The sequence below is a fragment of the Propioniciclava coleopterorum genome (genome assembly GCF_011393335.1).
GTDB classification, from domain to species: Bacteria; Actinomycetota; Actinomycetes; order Propionibacteriales; family Propionibacteriaceae; genus Propioniciclava; species Propioniciclava coleopterorum.
This window is the reverse complement of the sequence record NZ_CP049865.1, coordinates 1185153-1201580: the sequence shown is the minus strand read 5'-3', so window position 1 is coordinate 1201580 and position 16428 is coordinate 1185153. Positions and strand designations below refer to the sequence as shown.

The 16428-nt window shown below is 72.3% G+C and carries 16 protein-coding genes; 12 read left to right on the top strand and 4 right to left on the bottom strand.

Annotated elements, in window-relative coordinates:
- The first annotated feature begins 93 nt into the window (after nucleotides 1-93).
- The 6 genes from G7070_RS05825 to G7070_RS05800 all read left to right on the top strand — a co-directional run bounded on the left by G7070_RS05825 (nucleotide 94) and on the right by G7070_RS05800 (nucleotide 5112).
- Nucleotides 94-1002 (top strand): glycoside hydrolase family protein, encoded by a 909-nt coding sequence (locus G7070_RS05825; protein WP_246227402.1) that lies wholly within the window; start codon nucleotides 94-96, stop codon nucleotides 1000-1002.
- Nucleotides 1003-1045: 43 nt separating this feature from the next.
- Nucleotides 1046-2056 (top strand): IS481 family transposase, encoded by a 1011-nt coding sequence (locus G7070_RS05820; protein WP_166235027.1) that lies wholly within the window; start codon nucleotides 1046-1048, stop codon nucleotides 2054-2056.
- An 89-nt stretch (nucleotides 2057-2145) separates the two neighbouring features.
- Nucleotides 2146-3048 (top strand): hypothetical protein, encoded by a 903-nt coding sequence (locus tag G7070_RS05815; protein WP_166232708.1) that lies wholly within the window; start codon nucleotides 2146-2148, stop codon nucleotides 3046-3048.
- A 164-nt stretch (nucleotides 3049-3212) separates the two neighbouring features.
- Complete coding sequence (locus G7070_RS05810) at nucleotides 3213-4052, top strand: hypothetical protein (protein WP_166232706.1); 840 nt, start codon at nucleotides 3213-3215, stop codon at nucleotides 4050-4052.
- Nucleotides 4053-4117: 65 nt separating this feature from the next.
- Entirely contained in the window at nucleotides 4118-4804 is a 687-nt protein-coding gene (locus tag G7070_RS05805) for an AzlC family ABC transporter permease (protein ID WP_246227400.1), read from the top strand.
- Nucleotides 4801-5112 (top strand): AzlD domain-containing protein, encoded by a 312-nt coding sequence (locus G7070_RS05800; RefSeq protein WP_166232704.1) that lies wholly within the window; start codon nucleotides 4801-4803, stop codon nucleotides 5110-5112. Before G7070_RS05805 ends, G7070_RS05800 begins: the two co-directional genes overlap by 4 nt.
- 140 nt (nucleotides 5113-5252) lie before the next feature.
- Here G7070_RS05800 and G7070_RS05795 read toward each other — a convergent pair whose 3' ends face one another.
- Both G7070_RS05795 and G7070_RS05790 read right to left on the bottom strand, forming a co-directional pair.
- Nucleotides 5253-6698 carry an MFS transporter gene (locus G7070_RS05795; protein WP_246227398.1) on the bottom strand — a complete coding sequence of 482 codons (1446 nt, stop codon included), beginning with the start codon at nucleotides 6696-6698 and terminating at the stop codon, nucleotides 5253-5255.
- Nucleotides 6699-6836: 138 nt separating this feature from the next.
- Nucleotides 6837-10229, bottom strand: coding sequence for a PPi-type phosphoenolpyruvate carboxykinase family protein (locus G7070_RS05790; RefSeq protein ID WP_166232702.1), 3393 nt, complete (start codon nucleotides 10227-10229; stop codon nucleotides 6837-6839).
- Between the two features lie 131 nt (nucleotides 10230-10360).
- Between G7070_RS05790 and G7070_RS05785 the strand changes: the two genes are divergently transcribed.
- The 3 genes from G7070_RS05785 (at nucleotide 10361) to G7070_RS05775 (ending at nucleotide 12139) form a co-directional block, all read left to right on the top strand.
- Nucleotides 10361-10642 (top strand): cell division protein SepF, encoded by a 282-nt coding sequence (locus G7070_RS05785; RefSeq protein WP_166232700.1) that lies wholly within the window; start codon nucleotides 10361-10363, stop codon nucleotides 10640-10642.
- A 143-nt stretch (nucleotides 10643-10785) separates the two neighbouring features.
- Nucleotides 10786-11469, top strand: a complete 684-nt coding sequence (locus G7070_RS19395; RefSeq protein WP_166232698.1) for a transglycosylase family protein — start codon at nucleotides 10786-10788, stop codon at nucleotides 11467-11469.
- Between the two features lie 115 nt (nucleotides 11470-11584).
- Nucleotides 11585-12139 (top strand): DUF4870 domain-containing protein, encoded by a 555-nt coding sequence (locus G7070_RS05775; RefSeq protein ID WP_206079964.1) that lies wholly within the window; start codon nucleotides 11585-11587, stop codon nucleotides 12137-12139.
- A gap of 79 nt (nucleotides 12140-12218) precedes the next feature.
- On the opposite strand, the gene G7070_RS05770 is transcribed toward G7070_RS05775, so the two are convergent.
- Entirely contained in the window at nucleotides 12219-13070 is an 852-nt protein-coding gene (locus tag G7070_RS05770; protein ID WP_246227391.1) for a DNA-3-methyladenine glycosylase family protein, read from the bottom strand.
- Between the two features lie 52 nt (nucleotides 13071-13122).
- Nucleotides 13123-13926, bottom strand: coding sequence for a sulfite exporter TauE/SafE family protein (locus tag G7070_RS05765; protein WP_206079963.1), 804 nt, complete (start codon nucleotides 13924-13926; stop codon nucleotides 13123-13125).
- A 434-nt stretch (nucleotides 13927-14360) separates the two neighbouring features.
- Between G7070_RS05765 and G7070_RS05760 the strand changes: the two genes are divergently transcribed.
- The 3 genes from G7070_RS05760 (at nucleotide 14361) to G7070_RS05750 (ending at nucleotide 16332) form a co-directional block, all read left to right on the top strand.
- On the top strand, nucleotides 14361-14648 hold the full coding sequence (locus tag G7070_RS05760; RefSeq protein ID WP_166232694.1) for a hypothetical protein: 288 nt from the start codon (nucleotides 14361-14363) through the stop codon (nucleotides 14646-14648).
- A gap of 152 nt (nucleotides 14649-14800) precedes the next feature.
- On the top strand, nucleotides 14801-15628 hold the full coding sequence (locus G7070_RS05755; RefSeq protein ID WP_166232692.1) for a sensor histidine kinase: 828 nt from the start codon (nucleotides 14801-14803) through the stop codon (nucleotides 15626-15628).
- Nucleotides 15625-16332: a response regulator transcription factor gene (locus G7070_RS05750; protein WP_166232690.1), complete on the top strand. Its 708-nt coding sequence runs from the start codon at nucleotides 15625-15627 to the stop codon at nucleotides 16330-16332. Before G7070_RS05755 ends, G7070_RS05750 begins: the two co-directional genes overlap by 4 nt.
- Nucleotides 16333-16428 lie beyond the last annotated feature (96 nt).

Sequence of the window (16428 nt, the reverse complement as noted above, 5' to 3'; positions counted from 1 at the left end):
CATGCTAGCGAGCATGGCCGTATACGGCTACGATGATGATGCCCGTATACGACTACTTGGGAGCTCGTTATGCTATTTGGAATCTGGCCCGGTGTGATCGCGGCGGATCTGGTGGAGCTGACTCCGCTTGTGACGCCACCAGAGGATGTGGAGCGTACGCGCGCCGCCCTTGACCGGTTGCAGGGCGATGCGGAGCAGTTCTACATCCGCTGCTATCGGCACTATCGGGGATCTGGAGAGCCCGAGCCCGGCGTGGTCGCAGCCCCGGCCGATCCCGCGAACTACACCGGACGCGGACGGCTGATGGACCTCACTGCGTGCTATCGCGCCACCGAGCCGGCCCTTGCCGGCTACGCAGAGTTCGTGCGCCAGGCGGTTCGAGATGTTGCCGCATGGGGCGGCGGGAAAGTCCAGGTCGGCGAAGAACTCAATGTGCCGTACCCACAGGATGGCGGCTTCCCCGGCTGCTTCGAAGCGGTCGCGGCGGGAGTTGAGGCCGGACTCGAGGAACGCGACCAGCTGGGCGCGAATGTCGGAATCGGCGTGAACGGCGCGGGAGTCGCCGACCCAGCGTTCTGGACCACGATGGTCGACGCTCTGGGCCCGGACTCGACCGCGCGACTCGACTTCATCGGCCTCGACATGTTCCCCGACGTCTTCCGCCCCCTCCCGGAAGACAAAGTGGGCGCAGGAGCCCAGTTCCTCGTCCACACGCTGCGCCACGTCACCCGCGACGCCGGAATCTCCGAAGCAACGCCGATCCACGTGACCGAGACCGGCTGGCCCACCGGCCACACCCGCGACGAGGCAAAGCAGGCGCGCATCCTGCAAGCCGTCGCAGAGGCTGTGGCCGTGACCGGCGAGGTGAGCGTGTACGAGCTGTTCTCACTCCGCGACGGGATCAGCGACGGCAACTGGCAGAACGGATTCGGACTCCTCTACGACGACTACGCGCCCAAACCGTCGTACGACGCGGTTCGACGACTCATCGACGCGTCGTGACGAGCTTCTCCACGTCTGACGACAGAGGAGGGAAGGCCGCACCCTGACTGCGACGACCCACCGAAACGCCCCTCTCACCCCGGAAGGCCGCAAGCGACTCATCGAACGCTGCCGCACCCGTCCAATAGCGCACGTGGCCTCCGAGATGGGCATCTCTCGTGCGACTGCATCGAAGTGGGTGAACCGCTATCGGAAGTTCGGCGAACTCGGGCTGCTTGATCGCTCGTCTGCTCCGGTTCGGCAGCCGACCGCGACACTCGGCGAGACGGTGGCGCGGATCGAGTCGATGCGGCGCGAGCACAAGTGGTCGGCATCTCGCATCGCCTTCGAGCTCGGTGAGGGCGGAACCACGGTCAGCCGGCGCACGATCACCCGCTACCTGGCTCAGTTCGGGTTGAGCCGCCGGCGGTTCATCGACCCGAACGGCAAGGTGAACCGGGAGATCAAGACGATCACCGCCAAGCATCCCGGGCACATGATCCACCTGGACGTGAAGAAGGTCGGGCGCATCCCCGACGGCGGTGGCTGGCGCGCCCACGGCAAAGACAGCCACGAGGCCAGAGCCGCAACCCGTGCGAAGACACGCGGAGCGCGAGCCGGATACGCGTATCTGCATTCCGCGATCGACGGGCACACGCGCTTGGCATATACCGAGTCGCTCGACAACGAGAAAGGCCCCACCGCCGTCGCCTTCTTGAACCGCGCCCGCGATTGGTTCGCCAACCACGGGATTGTGAAGATCGAGCGGATCATCACCGACAACGGCTCCTGTTACCGCTCCAACGCCTTCGCCGCCGCCCTGAATGGTGCCGAACATCAGCGCACGAAGCCATATACGCCCAAGCACAACGGGAAGGTCGAGCGCTACAACCGCATCCTCGCCGAAGAGTTCCTCTACGCGAGAACCTGGACATCAGAGCAGCAACGCGAAAATGCGCTCGAGACCTGGAACCTGCACTACAACTACCACCGGCCCCACGGCGCGCACGACGGCAAACCGCCCGGATCCGCCACCCCGAAACGCGTCAACAACGTCCTGGCCTCATACAGCTAGCCCCCGCGTCCCCGACCGGGCGGCGGCCCCGGCCCCGCTACAGTCGGGGACGCGCGCCGGCCCCTCGGCGGCGCCGAGAGGAGCCCCCCGTGTCCAGCCTGAGCGACATCGTCGCCGCCCTGAGCCGTCCGGGCGCCGTGGCGTTCATCCCGCCCAGCAGCCGGCTCGCCGACCAGGACGAGCTGCACGACCTCGGCGCCCGCCTGGCGACCACCCGCCCCGACGTCCTCGGCTACCTCGGCTGGCCCTGGCCGCTGCACGCGTTCACCCCGGCGGGGGAGTGGCGCGAGCCCGTCCAGTACGTGTTCTGGGGCGGGGACGCCGACGCCGTCCGGCAGTGCCTCGAGACGGCCCTGTCCCCGCTCGGGGTGGCCGTGACGGGCGGCACCCACCGCGAGGCCCCCTTCGTCCTCGCGCTGGACGTCGCCCCTGCCGACCTCGCCGACACGGACGCCTGGGCGACCCGCCTGCCGCAGCTGACGGTCGCCCGCCCGCTCGCGCCGCTGCGTCCCGGCGAGGAGGCCGCCCTGCACGCGCTGGTGGCCGGGCACGCCGCCGAGTCGCTGCGCGACCAGGCCGCCACCGCGCTCCGGCTGCGCGACCTCATCACCGCCGGCGACCTGGACGCCGCCCTGGCGCCCGGCGCCCCCACCGGGGCGGCGTGGTCGCCGCTCGTGCTCGCCGCCGCCGACGATCCGCGCGCCGCCGCCGCCGCGGACCGCCTGATCGCGGCCGGCACCGCGTCGCTGGCGGTGCGGCAGCGCTTCGCCCCGCACGACACCCTGCGCGAGCGCCACGACGCCGCGCTGGCCGGCGACGCCGACGCCGCCCGCGACCTCTTCGCCCAATCGGACGCCTCGGGTGCCGACCCGATCGCCACCCGGCGCGACCTGCTGGAGGAACTGATCGCCGCCGACGCGCCCGATCGCATGCTCACCTACGTCACCGGTTCGCTGAGCAACGTGCTGCCCGGGGCGTCCTCGACGTCCTGACCCTGGACCTGCCGCTGCGGGTCCGGCTGCTCGTCGCCGCGTCGGCGGACGGCCGGGGGCACAGCGCCCGGCTCGAGCTCACCGCCCGCGACCCGGAGTGGTCACCGCTCACGCCCGAGCGGCGGGCTCGCCTGGAGCGGACGTGCGCCGGCTGGGACGACGCGGTGGACGCGGTGCGCGCCGAGGCGGGCCTGCCGCCGCACCCGGGCGTCACGCTGCGCTCGCCGCGCGTGAGCGACCTGGAGGGCATGGAGCACCTGATCGAGCGTCACGGCGCCGGGCTGCGGGCCGTGTTCGCCGACCCCGAGGCGTCCGAGCGCCGGATCGCGGTCGCCTTGGCGATCCTGGACGCGTCGCCCGAGCCGATCACCGCCGCCGACCTGGAGCCGCTGCGGCGCGGCTGGCGCAAGCGCGTCCTGGTGAAGAAGGCCGACGACCATGCGCCCGGCCTGCCGGCGGCGGTCGGGATGCTGCGCGTGCTGCTCCGGGCGGGCAGCCCGTGGGCCGAGGAGATCGCCGCCGTCGTGGCGAAGGACACCCGGGCGTTCATGTCGGCCACCCGCGAGTACGTGGCCGCGCTCACCGACCCGCCCGAGGATGTCTGGCAGCGCGCCGCGGCGGACCGGATGGGGGACGCTGTGCCGGCCTTTCTGCTGGCGAGCGCGGACGCGCTGGGCGCCACCCTCGACCGCTGGGACGCGATCGCGCGGACGACACGCGGCGCGCGCAAGGCCGTGGCGTGGTGCATCAGCCGGCGCGCGTACGGCACCGACCTCGTCGGCGGATCGTTCGACACCCACTCGCCACGCCAACTGGACGCCGCCCTCCAACTCGCCGAGGACGCCGCGCTGCCCCGAGCGGTGCGGGAGCAGGCGGCCGCAGCCGTGCGGGACAGCCTCGTGGGGCATCCGGCGCACCGCCGCTCCGAGTACCACCTCAGCCAGGAGACGCTCCACGACCTGAGCGCGCGCAGGGGGCGCGTCGCGGCGGAGTTCGGGGCCTGACCGGTCAGGCGCCCGCGGGACGGCGCCCGGCGCGCGGGTGGGCGGCGGCGTCCTACCATCGACGCGTGCCCGCCTCTCCAGCCCCGACCTGGTGGACGCCCGCGGTCAGGATGGGCGTCTCCATCGCCGTCGCCGTCGGCGTGTACGGGGTCTCGTTCGGGGCCCTGGCCGTCGCCGCGGGGCTCAGCGTGGGGCAGGCGGTCGTGCTCAGCATGCTCATGTTCACCGGCGGCTCGCAGTTCGCCTTCATCGGGGTGATCTCGGGCGGCGGGACGCTGGCCGCGGCCACGACCGCCGCGTCGCTGCTCGGGATCAGGAACGCCGTCTACGGGGTGCAGCTCAACGCGCTGCTGCGGCCGCGCGCCGCGCTGAAGCCGGTGATGGCGCAGCTCACCATCGACGAGTCGACCGCCACGGCGCTGTCCCAACCCGACCGCGCGGAGTCCCGGCGCGGCTTCTGGACGGCGGGGGTCGGCGTCTGGGTGATGTGGAACCTGTTCACGCTGCTCGGCGCGCTGCTGGGCTCCCAGATCGGGGACCCGGCCGCGTTCGGGCTCGACGGCGCCGCGGTCGCCGCGTTCCTGGGGCTGCTGTGGCCACGGCTGAAGGGCCGCGACGCCGGCGCCATCGCGGTGGCGTCCGCGTTCGTCACCCTGGTCGCGGTGCCGTTCGTCCCCGCCGGCATCCCGATCATCATCGCCGCCGCGGTGTCGGGGGCGTTGGCCGTCGCGCAGCATCGGAGGAAGCCATGACGCAGATGTGGGTCTGGGTGCTGGGCGCCTGCGCCATCGCCTACCTGACCAAGCTGTCCGGCTTCCTCGTGCCCGACTCGCTGCTGGAGCGCCCCTGGGTGACGACCGTGTCGGCCGGCATGACCGTCGGGCTGCTCACCTCGCTGGTGACGGTGAACACCCTCGTCACCGGCACCGCCGTCGTCCTGGACGCGCGCATCGCCGCCCTGGCCGCCGCGGCGGTCGCGCTGTGGCTGCGCGCCCCCTACATCGTGGTGGTGCTGGTCGGCGCGCTCGCCGCCGCGGCCGTCCGGTTCGCCGGGTTCTGACCCCGCCGGCGGCCTCGTCCCGGACGCCGCCCGACCGCTCGAGCACCCCGCCGGACGCCGCGGGCGCCACCCGCACCTCTCACGGGCCGGGACCCGGCGCGCGGCTGGGTTCGACGGCCGGTCGCCGGTCGTGGGTGGGGTCAGGCGCGGTGCTGCCGCTCGTCCACCACGGCCAGGGTCGCCGCGCACAGGATGAAGATCGCGATGGCGACGTAGGCGCCGATGAAGGCGAACGTCCAGCCCATGCCGGCCTGCACCAGGCCGAACAGCAGGCCGGTGACCACCGCGTTGCCGAGCGCGGCCCCGATGCGCTCCAGGGTCTGCTTGAGCCCGCCGGCGGTGCCGCCGTGGCGCGCCGGGACCGACTGCATCGCCAGCGTCTGGTTGGCCGACCCGATCGCGCCCATCCCGAAGCCGTTCAGCGCCAGCGTGAGGCCGAGCAGCCACCACGGCGCCCCCAGCGGGATCAGGACGGCGACCAGGATGCTCAGCACGGTGCCCAGGGCCATCAGCAGCATCATCGCCACCACCAGGCGCCGGCCGCGTCCCATGACGTACTTCACCGACCACAGCGACGAGTAGCCGCTGACGATGGCGTTCGGCAGCCCGATCAGGCCGGTCTCCAGCGCGCCGAGGCCCAGGCCCGACTGCAGGAACAGCGCGAGCACCGCGAAGGTGCTGGCGACGCCGAGGAACATCGTGCCGGAGACGAGCATCCCGTTGCGGAACGAGCGGAACCGGAACAGGTTGAGGTCCACCATCGGGTCGTGGCCGCGGGCGGCGTACCGCTTCTCCCACAGCATCCAGCCCCACGCCAGGAGCGGCGCGGCCAGCAGCAGGAACCAGGCCCAGGCGGCGTGCGCCATGAACGGGAACATCACGCACAGGATCGTCGCGGTGAGCAGCAGCGTCCCGACCGGGTCGAGGTCGAGCCGGACGCGGCCGCCGCCGCGGCCTGCGGCCCGGCGCGCGCGCTCGGTCTCGAAGGGGAACCAGGCGGTCGCGAGGATGATCCCGAGCAGGCCGACCGGCGTGTAGAGCAGGAACGCCCAGCGCCAGCCCGACTCGGGTCCCAGCGCGCTGATGATGGCGCCCGTCAGGACCGGACCGATGGCGACCGCCACCGAGATGACCAGGCCGAACAGCGCGAACGCCTTGGCCCGGCCGCCGCCGGTGAAGTACTGCTGGATCATGCCGGTGACCTGCGGGCTGAACATGCCCGCGCCCAGGCCCTGCACGAGGCGGGCGAGGTTCAGAAGCTCCGGCGTGGTCGCCAGCCCGCACGCCAGCGCGGCGAGCACGAACAGCACCAGCCCGGCGATGAACAGCGTGCCGCGGCCCATGACGTCGCCGGCGCGTCCCGACGGGATCAGCGAGACGCCGAAGGTCAGTGCGTAGCCCGACAGGATCCACTGCACGTCGGTGGGGGTGGCGCCCAGGCCGTGCTCGATCGTGGGCAGCGCCACGTTGACCGCCGAGATCGCCATGAGCGACATCGCCAGCGGCAGCAGCAGGACGAACAGGATCTTGTACCGGTGAAACGTCCGCTCGACGCCCGGTAGCCGGATGATGTTCCTGTCCTCCACGGCCCACTCCTATCATGCGGAGCCCGGATCACCGCCGCGGTTGCCCATCGTACGGCCCTGTCGGTCCCGCTTTCCGACCCGGACGGCCGCGCCCGCGGCGTCCGAACCAGGCGGACGCCGCGGGCGCGGCGGGATGCGTCAGCGGCTCAGCGGCTGGCGTCCGATCGTGCCGACGAGCGAGTCGCGGTACTCCTGGCCCGACATCGCCTCGATGGCCTCCTCGATCTCGGCGAGCCGCTCGGCCAGGCCCAGCCGCTCGGCGGCCTCGGCGTTGGCCTCCTGCCCCAGGAAGTGCCGCAGGTCGTGCGCGCTGCGCTCCTGGTGGGCGAGGTCCTCGTCGCGCTTGGCGTCCAGGCGGGCGGCGTACCAGTCGGCGGCCAGCACCGCGTCGCGCGTGAACTGGTCGCGGAACGCGGCGTCGTCGAGGGTGAGGCCGTCGGCGGTGGTGCCGGTGGCCATGATCTCCAGCAGGCCGCGCAGCGGCGGGATCGCCTCGGAGATGGTGCCGTCGTCGAAGTAGGCCTGCGCGACGCGCTGGTGGGTCTTGACGATGGTGGCCATCGACGTGGCGAACGTGTCCAGGTCCTGGGTCTCGGGCTTGAGCATCTCGGAGGTGAAGACCACGTCCGGGTGCAGGAAGATCCGGCCGAAGAACTGTGTGGCGAAGGCCTCGTTCATGCGGTAGCCCAGGCGGCTGGCCAGGACCTGCTCGCCGTCGTGCTCGAAGTCGGTCAACCGCTCCAGGTAGCCCTGCTCGATCAGCGTGGCCGCGTCCCGTTCCTTGGGCGTCATCCGGCTGAACACTTCGGGCACCAGCAGCGAGAAGTCGTGGTCGATCCGCATCCGGGGCCCGATGGTCCCGGCCGAGGACAGCCAGCCGTCGTAGCCGGTCAGGGCGAACGACAGGAACGCGGCGTTCAGGTCGAAGATCGCCGGCAGCGCGTTGAACGGGCCCTTGGTCATGGCGCCCTCGGAGCCCGCGCCCGTCGTGGAGGGCGACTTGCCGGTCATGGAGCTGATGAACTCCATGAACAGCTCGGGCAACTCCATGTAGTGCAGCGGGTTGTACGTGCACAGCGGCGGCACGCCCGGCTCGGCGGCGTTGTTGCGGCGGCCGGCGGCCACCACGTCCACCGGCGCGGGGCACTGCTCGGCGAGCGACACCTGGCGCAGCAGGTGCAGCGAGACGTCCGCGGACGCCGTGGCGTCCGGGTTGGACAGGTCGGGGCGCACCTGCAGGTAGCGCGGGTTCTTGGACCGCTTGCCGTTCACGATGCGGGGCTCGGCGGAGCACACGAAGTACTCCGGCGACGCGTCCTGGGGCAGGGACGCCGCCTTCTCGATGAGGTCGGCCATCGGCTCGGTGAACTCCGACTGCGCCTGGACGTCCTCGACCATCGCGCGGGCGTCGTCGTGGGTCAGCGGCTGGAAGTTGGAGATGAACGTGCCCTCGCGCGCCATGTCCTTCTCGGTCTGCTTGTCGTAGCCGCGGTGGATGGCGTCGTCCGGACGCTGGAACAGCAGCCGCTCGCAGTTCTGCACGATCTTGCGCGACAGTTCGGCGGGGACGTCCGAGGCCGGCACCGCCGAGCCCGGCACGACCGTGGAGGCGGTGATGTCATCCTCGGACTGCACCTTCGCGGCGGCCGAGAAGTCCGGACGCAGCGAGAACAGCCGCCAGGAGCCGTCCGCCTCGAAGCCCACGCGCAGGTAGTTGGCGACGATCTCGGCGCCGTCGAGGCGCACCTCGTTGCCCTCGCGGCCGTTGAGCATCATGACGCTGAAGTGCTCGCGCCACTGCGTGCCCCACTCGGGCTTGTAGAACCGCTTGACGGTGAACAGCAGTTCCTTGACGTGCTCGGGGATCGTGGCCAGGAACGCGTTGTGTTCGGCCGTGAAGCGGCGCGAGGTCGTCATGAGCTTGATGACCGAGCCGAGCGAGCGCTCCGGGCTGAGGATGCCGCGGTGGTCGGTCCCGTTGCGGCCGGCGTCGGCGAACCGCTCGGAGTAGTCGCGGTCGATCAGCGCCTGCACCTGGTCCATGTCCGCCCCGAAGTCGGCGGTGAACACCGACCCGAAGACGAAGGCGTCCAGGATCGACTTGCTGATCTCGGACTTGCCGCCGCCCGACACCGTCGCGGGCTTGTGGCAGTGCGTCGGCGTCGAGGAAGTGCCGACGAGGTGCCACTGCCGCTGATCGGTCTCCCGGTGCTTGGCGTGCACGCGATAGCCGCTCGGCGTCATGTAGGTGTGGTCGGCCAGCAGCTTGATGGTGCGCCGGTCCTCGCCGTCGCCCCAGGTGATGGACTGCTCGCGCATCGAGAAGGTCGCGCCGCGGGGGACCACCGTGATGTGCGGCCACGCCACCACGGTCGCGTGCCCCTCGGGGTGCACCTCGAACGCCTCCGGGTCGCGCGCCACGACGTCGGCGAGCGTGTAGCCCTCGGGAGTCCGGTCGTCGGTCCACTCGGTGCCCAGGTTGTAAGCCGGGAAGACGACGGCGCCGCCGGCGTGCTCCTCCTCGGCGTTGCCGTAGAGGTTGGCGGAGTAGGAGATCTGGGTCTTGACCTCCTTCTTGCAGTACCCGAAGTAGTTGTCCGCGATCACGGTGGCGATGACGCCGCGGGCGTCGCGCAGGCACAACTTGAAGGCCGAGCCACCGTTGTAGCGCTCGTCCTCGGTCTCCCAGCATTGCCCGTCGCGCTTCTGGCGCTCGGTGGCCTCGCTCACGTGCGGCATCCCGAGTTCCTTCTTGGTGAGCGCCGTCAGGTGCGGCGCCAGCACCACCAGGCCGGTGTGCCCGGTCCAGTGCTCGGGGTCGAGCGAGGAGTCGTTCTCGGGCAGGTAGGGGTCGCCGGCGTTGCCGAAGATCGACTCGACGAAGTCGAGGTTGGCGACCATGCCGCCGGGCACGATGAAGCGGACCTCCAGCGACTTGTCGGTCGTGACGCCCTCCACACCGGGGACGACGGTCGGACGCAGCAGCAGCGACACGAAGCACTCGGCGGGCTGGGCGGCCGCGGACGACCAGGGCAGGCGCAGCGCCTCGGCCGGCGCGTCGAACGCGGCCGCGAAGATGCGGGCGGCGACGTCGCGGTCGACCGCGATCTTGTCGTCGGGGATCGGCAGGCCGCCCTCGGCGACGTGGAACACGCCCGCGGTGGTGCGGCGGTCGTTGGCCGGGTTGTGCAGGACGCCGTTCAGCAGCCGGTAGCTCGACAGCAGTTCGGAGCTGAACTCGTCGCCGTGCACCGGCAGCGACAACTCGCGCGCCATGCCCGGCTGGTCGAGCACGAGGGTGCGGCGGGGGAGTTCGGGGGAGACCGACGTTCCCTGCAGGAAGTCGTCCAGGAACGCCTGGATGCGCTGATCGACGGGGCTGAGGCGCTCGGACAGGCGGCGGGACATCTCGCGCTGCCGCGCCAGGAGCGGGGCGATGGTGCGGTCGTTGGCCAGGTCGTCGGCGTCCACGAGGGGCTGACCCAGCAGAGCGAGGCGGAGGTTGATGGCGGCGGTCGACGGAGCTTCCATGACTCCATTTTCAACCGTTTCAAGGCGCGATGCTGGGGGTTTCACAACGTTGGCAACCCCGGTGCCCGGCGGGTTGCCGCCCGACGGCGCGGGGGCTCTGAAAGACTGTCCGGCAGGAGAGGAGTCCCTTGATGGCGCAGCCCCGCAGCATCGCCGTGCTTCACCCGGCGTCCTACCGCGACTCGCGGCTGATCGGCGAGCACGTGCGCGCCGGCGACGTCGTCGTGCTGGACCTGACCGGCATGGACGCCGAGGACATGCACCGCCTGGTCGACTTCGTCTCCGGGCTGGTCTTCGGCCTGCAGGGCAACATCGACCGGGTCACCGCCTACGTGCTGGTGATCGCCCCTCCCGGCGTGACCGCCATCGACGACCTCGAACACCTGACGGGCTCGTTCTACAACCAGAGCTGAGGAGAAAGTTCCCCGTCCTCAGGTGGCTGTTCGGTGCGCGCGGCGACTCTCAACCCGTACCTGAGAATTGATCATTGACCCTTTGACTTCCTCTCAGATTCGCTGGCAACGTGCGTCGGGTCACCTGAGGAAGGATCCCAGCCATGCTCGCCTCGCGCATCGCGCTCCGCACCGCCGTCACCGGCGCGGTCACGGGCGCCGTCATGTTCACCGGACTCGTCATGTCCGGGTCGGCGCAGGCGTGGGACGAGACCGTCTGGGATCGGGTGGCCATGTGTGAGTCGAGTGGCAACTGGGCGATCAACACGGGCAACGGCTACTACGGCGGCCTGCAGTTCAGCGCGTCCACGTGGCGCGCGTTCGGCGGGGCCACGTACGCGCCGTACGCCCACCAGGCAACGAAGGCGCAGCAGATCGCCATCGCGCGCCGGACCCTGAACACCCAGGGTCCGGGCGCGTGGCCGGTCTGCTCGCAGAGGGCGGGCCTGACCAAGGAGAACGGTGGGGCCGACGCCAACGCGCAGCCCACCGACGGCTCGGGCGGCAGCACCGGCGGCGGCTCGTCGTCGGGCACGGTGACCGTGTCGGGCATCCTGGACCGCCCCACCATCGTCGCGATGCAGAAGTGGGTCGGCACGCCGGCCGACGGCATCTGGGGCCGCAACACCACCCGCGCGCTGCAGGCCAAGGTCGGCGCCAAGGTCGACGGCGTCCGCGGACCCGAGACCACCCGCAAGACCCAGGCGGTCGTGGGCTCGAACCCGGACGGGATCTGGGGTCCCAAGACCACCCGGGCCCTGCAGGAGTACCTGGCCCGGCGCGGCTGACGCCTCCCTCGGCGCCCGGCCTTGTCAGGGTGCTGGTTCGGGCTCACCCGGAGCGCTCCCTGAAGCATCCCCTGCACCCCTTCCCCCGCGCGGGAGGCTGCCGCATTCTGGATACATGACCGATCCGAACGCCCAGAACCAGCAGCAGAGCCCCCAGGGCGGCAACCCCTGGGCGAACCCGATGGACGCGCCCCCGCCGTTCCCGAACGCGGACGCCGGCCGCTCCTCGTACTCCAGCAACCCGTACTCCCAGGTGCCGCCGTCGTACTCGCAGATCCCCTCGCCGCAGTACGGCCGCGGGAACCAGCGCAAGGCCAACGGTGACGACCGGCTGTGGGCGATGCTCGCCCACCTGTCGGCGCCCATCGCCGCGGTGGTCTCCGCCGGCTGGCTCACGTTCCTCGGCCCGCTCATCGTGTGGCTGGTGAAGAAGGACAGCTCCCCGTTCGTGCGCAACGCGTCCGCGGGCGCCTTCAACTTCTCCATCACGATGGCGCTGGTCAGCATCATCGGCTGGATCCTCAGCTTCACCGTCGTGCTCGCCATCATCGGCATCCCGATGATCATCCTCGGCAGCCTCGGCGCGATCGTGCTGGGCATCGTCGGCGCCCTCAAGGCGTGGAACGGTGAGCCGTACACCTACCCGTGGCAGCTGCGGATCCTCAGCTGAGGACGGGCCGCCCGAACGGGGCGAGGGTCGGGCGCGCGGCGTCCGGCCCTCGTCCCGTTTCGGCGTGTTCGGCCCCGGTTCAGCCGGGTAGGTGACGCCGCGGCGCCATCCGCGCCCCGCGGCGCGGGTGTCCCGTCCCCGCCAGTTCGAGCAGCCGCTGCACCCGGTAGCGGTGCCCGGCGTAGGGCTCCAAGAGCTCCAGCATCGCGGCGTCGTCGCGCTCCTCGCCGAGCAGCGCCCACGTGATCGAGCGGGCCACGTGGTAGTCGCCGACGCTCAACGCGTCCGCGTCGCCGTGCGCGCGCTGCCGGATCTCCGCCGACGTCCACACGCCCAGCCCCGGAAGGCTGCGGAGCGCGCGGTCGGCGTCCGGGCCGGGGAGGGTGAGCGTCCGCTCCAGGGCGGGCGCCACCCGGGCGGCCCGCTGCAGCACGTCGGAGCGGGCGGCGTCGGCGGGCAGCTTCAGCCACTCCCACGACGGGATGGTCCGCAGCCGCTCCGCGTCGGGCACCAGACGCAGCCCCAGCTCCCCTCCGGGCCCCGGCGCGGCGGTGCCGTGGCGGCGCAGCAGCCTGCGGTAGCCCGCGAACGCCTCCTGGCCGGTCACCTTCTGCTCCAGCACGGCGGGCACCAGGGCGGCCCACACCGAGCCGCCGCGTCCGACCCGCCAGTGCGGACGAGCGGCGTGCGCCCGCTGCAGCGCCGGGTGTCGCGGCTCGAAGCCGGCCGGGTCGTCGGCGTCGCCGAGCAGCGCGGGCAGCGCGTCCAGCGCCCAGGTGGCGCCCGGCCCCCACGCGGTGGCCTCGACGCCGTCGCCGTCCGGACGCGCCCGCAGCGTGGCGGCGCCCTCGGGGTGACCAGCGCCCGCCAGTGCTCGGCGCCGACGATCCGGTAGGAGGGGTCGCCGGCGCCCCTCCGCCAGGCCGACCACTGCGCCTCCAGATCGACCGGACGCCCCGGGTGCCACGACCGGCGGGCGTCGGTCACGCGGGCGCCCCGCCGAGGGTGTTGACCAGCGTGACGACGGCGACGCCGGCCAGCAGCGCCGCGAAGACGAGGGTGAGCGTCGAGGGGCGGGCGCGCGCGGCGAGCGGCCCACCGAGGACACCGCCGACGGCGCTGCCGGCGGTGAAGAGCAGGGTGAGCGGCCAGTCGATGGCGACGTCCGTGCCGATCCGGCCCACCAGGCCGGCCATGGAGGCGAGGATCATCGCCACCAGCGACATGGCGGTGGCCCGCCGCATCGGGACGCGCAGCACCAGCACGAGCAGCGGCACCACGATGAAGCCGCCGCCCACCCCGAAGAAGCCGGTCAGCAGGCCCGTCGCCAACCCGACCGCGACGGTCTTGACCCATAGCCGGGCCGACGGGCTCGGCAGCGTCAGCGGCTCGTCGGAGTGGTCGCCGCTGTTCTCCTGGCGGCGGTTGTGGACGCCCTGGGCGGCCATCGCGACCGCGACGACGCTCAGCAGGCCGCCGAACAGCAGCATCAGCAGGGTGCCGTCGACCAGCAGCGACAGCCGGGATCCGAGCAGGGAGCCGACCACGGCGACCCCGCCGAAGGCGAGCGAGCGCGCCCACGGGATCAGCCCGCGACGCAGGGGGTAGATGAGGCTCGTGCAGGCGGTGAACCCGACGATGACCAGGGAACTCGCCGCCGCGTTGTGGGGCTCCTGGTGCAGCAGGTAGACCAGGATCGGCACCGACAGGATGCCGCCGCCCGCGCCCAGGGCGCCGACCACGAGGCCGACGGCGAGCCCGATCAGGACCGGTTCCAGGAACTCCACGCCTTGCATCCTAAGTCCGGCACCCACTCGCCCCGGGTGGGGTGCTGCCTCAATGCGTCGGCGCCGAGGACGCCGTCGCCCCCGATCCCGGCCCTCCGCCCGCGCCGACTTCGGCCCCGGTCGACGCGGCGGCGCGGGGTGTGGTCGGATGGTTCCATGACGCAACAGGGGCTGCCGATCACGGTCCGGATCAACGCGCGGCTGCAGGAGGCGCAACTCCCCGAGGCCATCGACGCGCTGTTCGCCGACCTGCTCACCCACACCTCGCCCACGTCGCGGATGCTGGGTTCGAGCCTCGAGGTGGGCACCCACGGGGAGCCCGCCGCCGTGCTCGCGCACCTCGAGGTGGCCCCCAGGACGCCGAGCGGGTCGTCACGGCGGTCCTCGACCTGGAGCGCGGGCTGCCGCGCGGCTCGGCGGTCGTCGTCAACGGCGTGGCCGCGCCGTTCGGCGTCCTCGACGGGCTGGCGGTCCGCCTCAACGGCACGCGGCTCGACCCCGAGGTCTACGCGGCCGGCGACCTGCAGGCGACCGTGGACGCGCTCGCTGCGGCGGTCGGCGAGACCGGACGGCTGTGGTCGTACTGGACCGGTCCGCTGGAGACCGCGCTCTACTTCTACGGCCCCGACGCGGACGCGCTGCGCGTCCGCCTCGAGGACGCCGCGGCCGGGCTGCCGCTGCTGGAGCGCTGCCGCTACGTGCCGCTCACGCCCCGCGACTGAGCCGTCCCGCGGCTGCGTCCCGCTCGCGCCCGCGGCTGAGTTCCCGCCGCTGCGTCCCGCACGCGCCGGCGACGGGGCCGTCCCGCGGAGTCGCCGGACCCGGATCGGGTGTGGCGCACGGCAACCGCGTTCCGCGGCGCTAACCTCACCGCATGGATGAGGCCCTGGCGGTGCTGGCGGCCCTGCTGGCGCTCGGGCTGGCGGGGGCGCTCGTCACGCTGCGGCGGGCGCGGCTGCGCCGCGACGAGCTCGCCGAGGAGAACCGGCGCTGGCGGGCGCTCGCGATGGACCGCGCCGACCGCGTCGCGATCGTCAGCCACGAGCTGCGGACGCCGATCGCGCTCATCAGCGGGGCCGCCGAACTGCTGCTGGACCGGGCAGCCGGTGAACTGACCGACATCCAGCACGACCTGGTGGACACCATCGACGTCAAGGCGTCCGAGGTGCTCGCGCTGGCCGCCGACCTCCTCACCGACGCCAGGATCGACGCGCAGCTGTTCGCATTCCGGGCCACGACGGTCGACGTGCGCCGGGTCACCAACAGCGTCGTGCGGGACCTGCGCAGCCTGTACCCCAACCGGATCACGCTGTCGGCGCGCGGCGCCTCCCCGCGGATCATGGGCGACCCGGACCTGATCCGGCAGGCGCTGACGAACCTCATCACCAACGCGGCGCGGCACGCCGGCGAGCAGGCGCGCATCGCGGTCACCGTGCGCCCCAACGAGGACGGAGTGCTCATCGTGGTCACCGACGACGGCACGGGGATGAGCCCCGTGCAGACCCGCGAGCTCTTCCGCCGCGGGCTGGCGGGCAAGAGCGAGACGGGGAACGGATTGGGCATGTTGATCACACGTCGCATCGTCGAACTGCACGGCGGCCGCTGCCTGGTCGACTCCGCCGTCAACGTGGGGACCACGATCCTGTGCAGCCTGCCGCGGCGCGGGCAGCAGCCGGCCGCCGACGCGGGGCTCGCGGCATGAGCAGCCAGACCGTCCTGGTCGTCGACGACGAGCCGCGCATGGTCGCCATGCTCGAACTCGCGCTCGGCGCCGCCGGCTACGAGGTCCGCACCGCGCCGGACGCCGAGCGCGCCTGGCGCGTCCTGCAGGAGGAGGCGATCGCGCTGGTCGTCCTCGACGTCATGATGCCGGGCACCAGCGGGCTCGAGCTGTGCCAGCGGATCCGCGAGCACGCGTCGGTGCCGGTGATCCTCCTCACCGCCAAGGACGCCGCCGCCGACCGCGTCGAGGGCCTGGAGGCCGGCGCCGACGACTACCTGGCCAAGCCGTTCAGCCCGCGGGAACTGGTGCTGCGGGTCGGGGCGATCCTGCGGTGGACGTCGCACCGGGAGCCCGCCAAGGTGGTCGGGACGCGCCGGCGGGTCGGCGACCTGACCCTGGACGCCGCCCTGTCGATGGGACGCCGCGGCGAGCGCGACCTGCACCTGACCCCCTCGGAGTTCCGGCTGCTGTGGCTGCTCACCGACGAGGTGGGGACGCTGGTGGCCACCGATCGGCTGCTCGAGGCGATCGGCCACGACAGCGACCGGTGGGGCGGCCGGGCGGCGCTGCGGACCGCCATCTACCGGCTCCGGGGCAAGATCGAGGACGCCGGCGCGGAGCCCTGCATCGCCACCGAGCACGGCCGCGGTTACCGTTTCGTCACCGCGGGGCGCCGTCCGTGACAAGCATCACGGAAGCGTGATGTTCGCCGCTTCCCGGCCCGTTCCGGCCGCCGCGGCGCCGCTCCTACGCTGAAGCAGGCCCACCGTCGGGCCTCG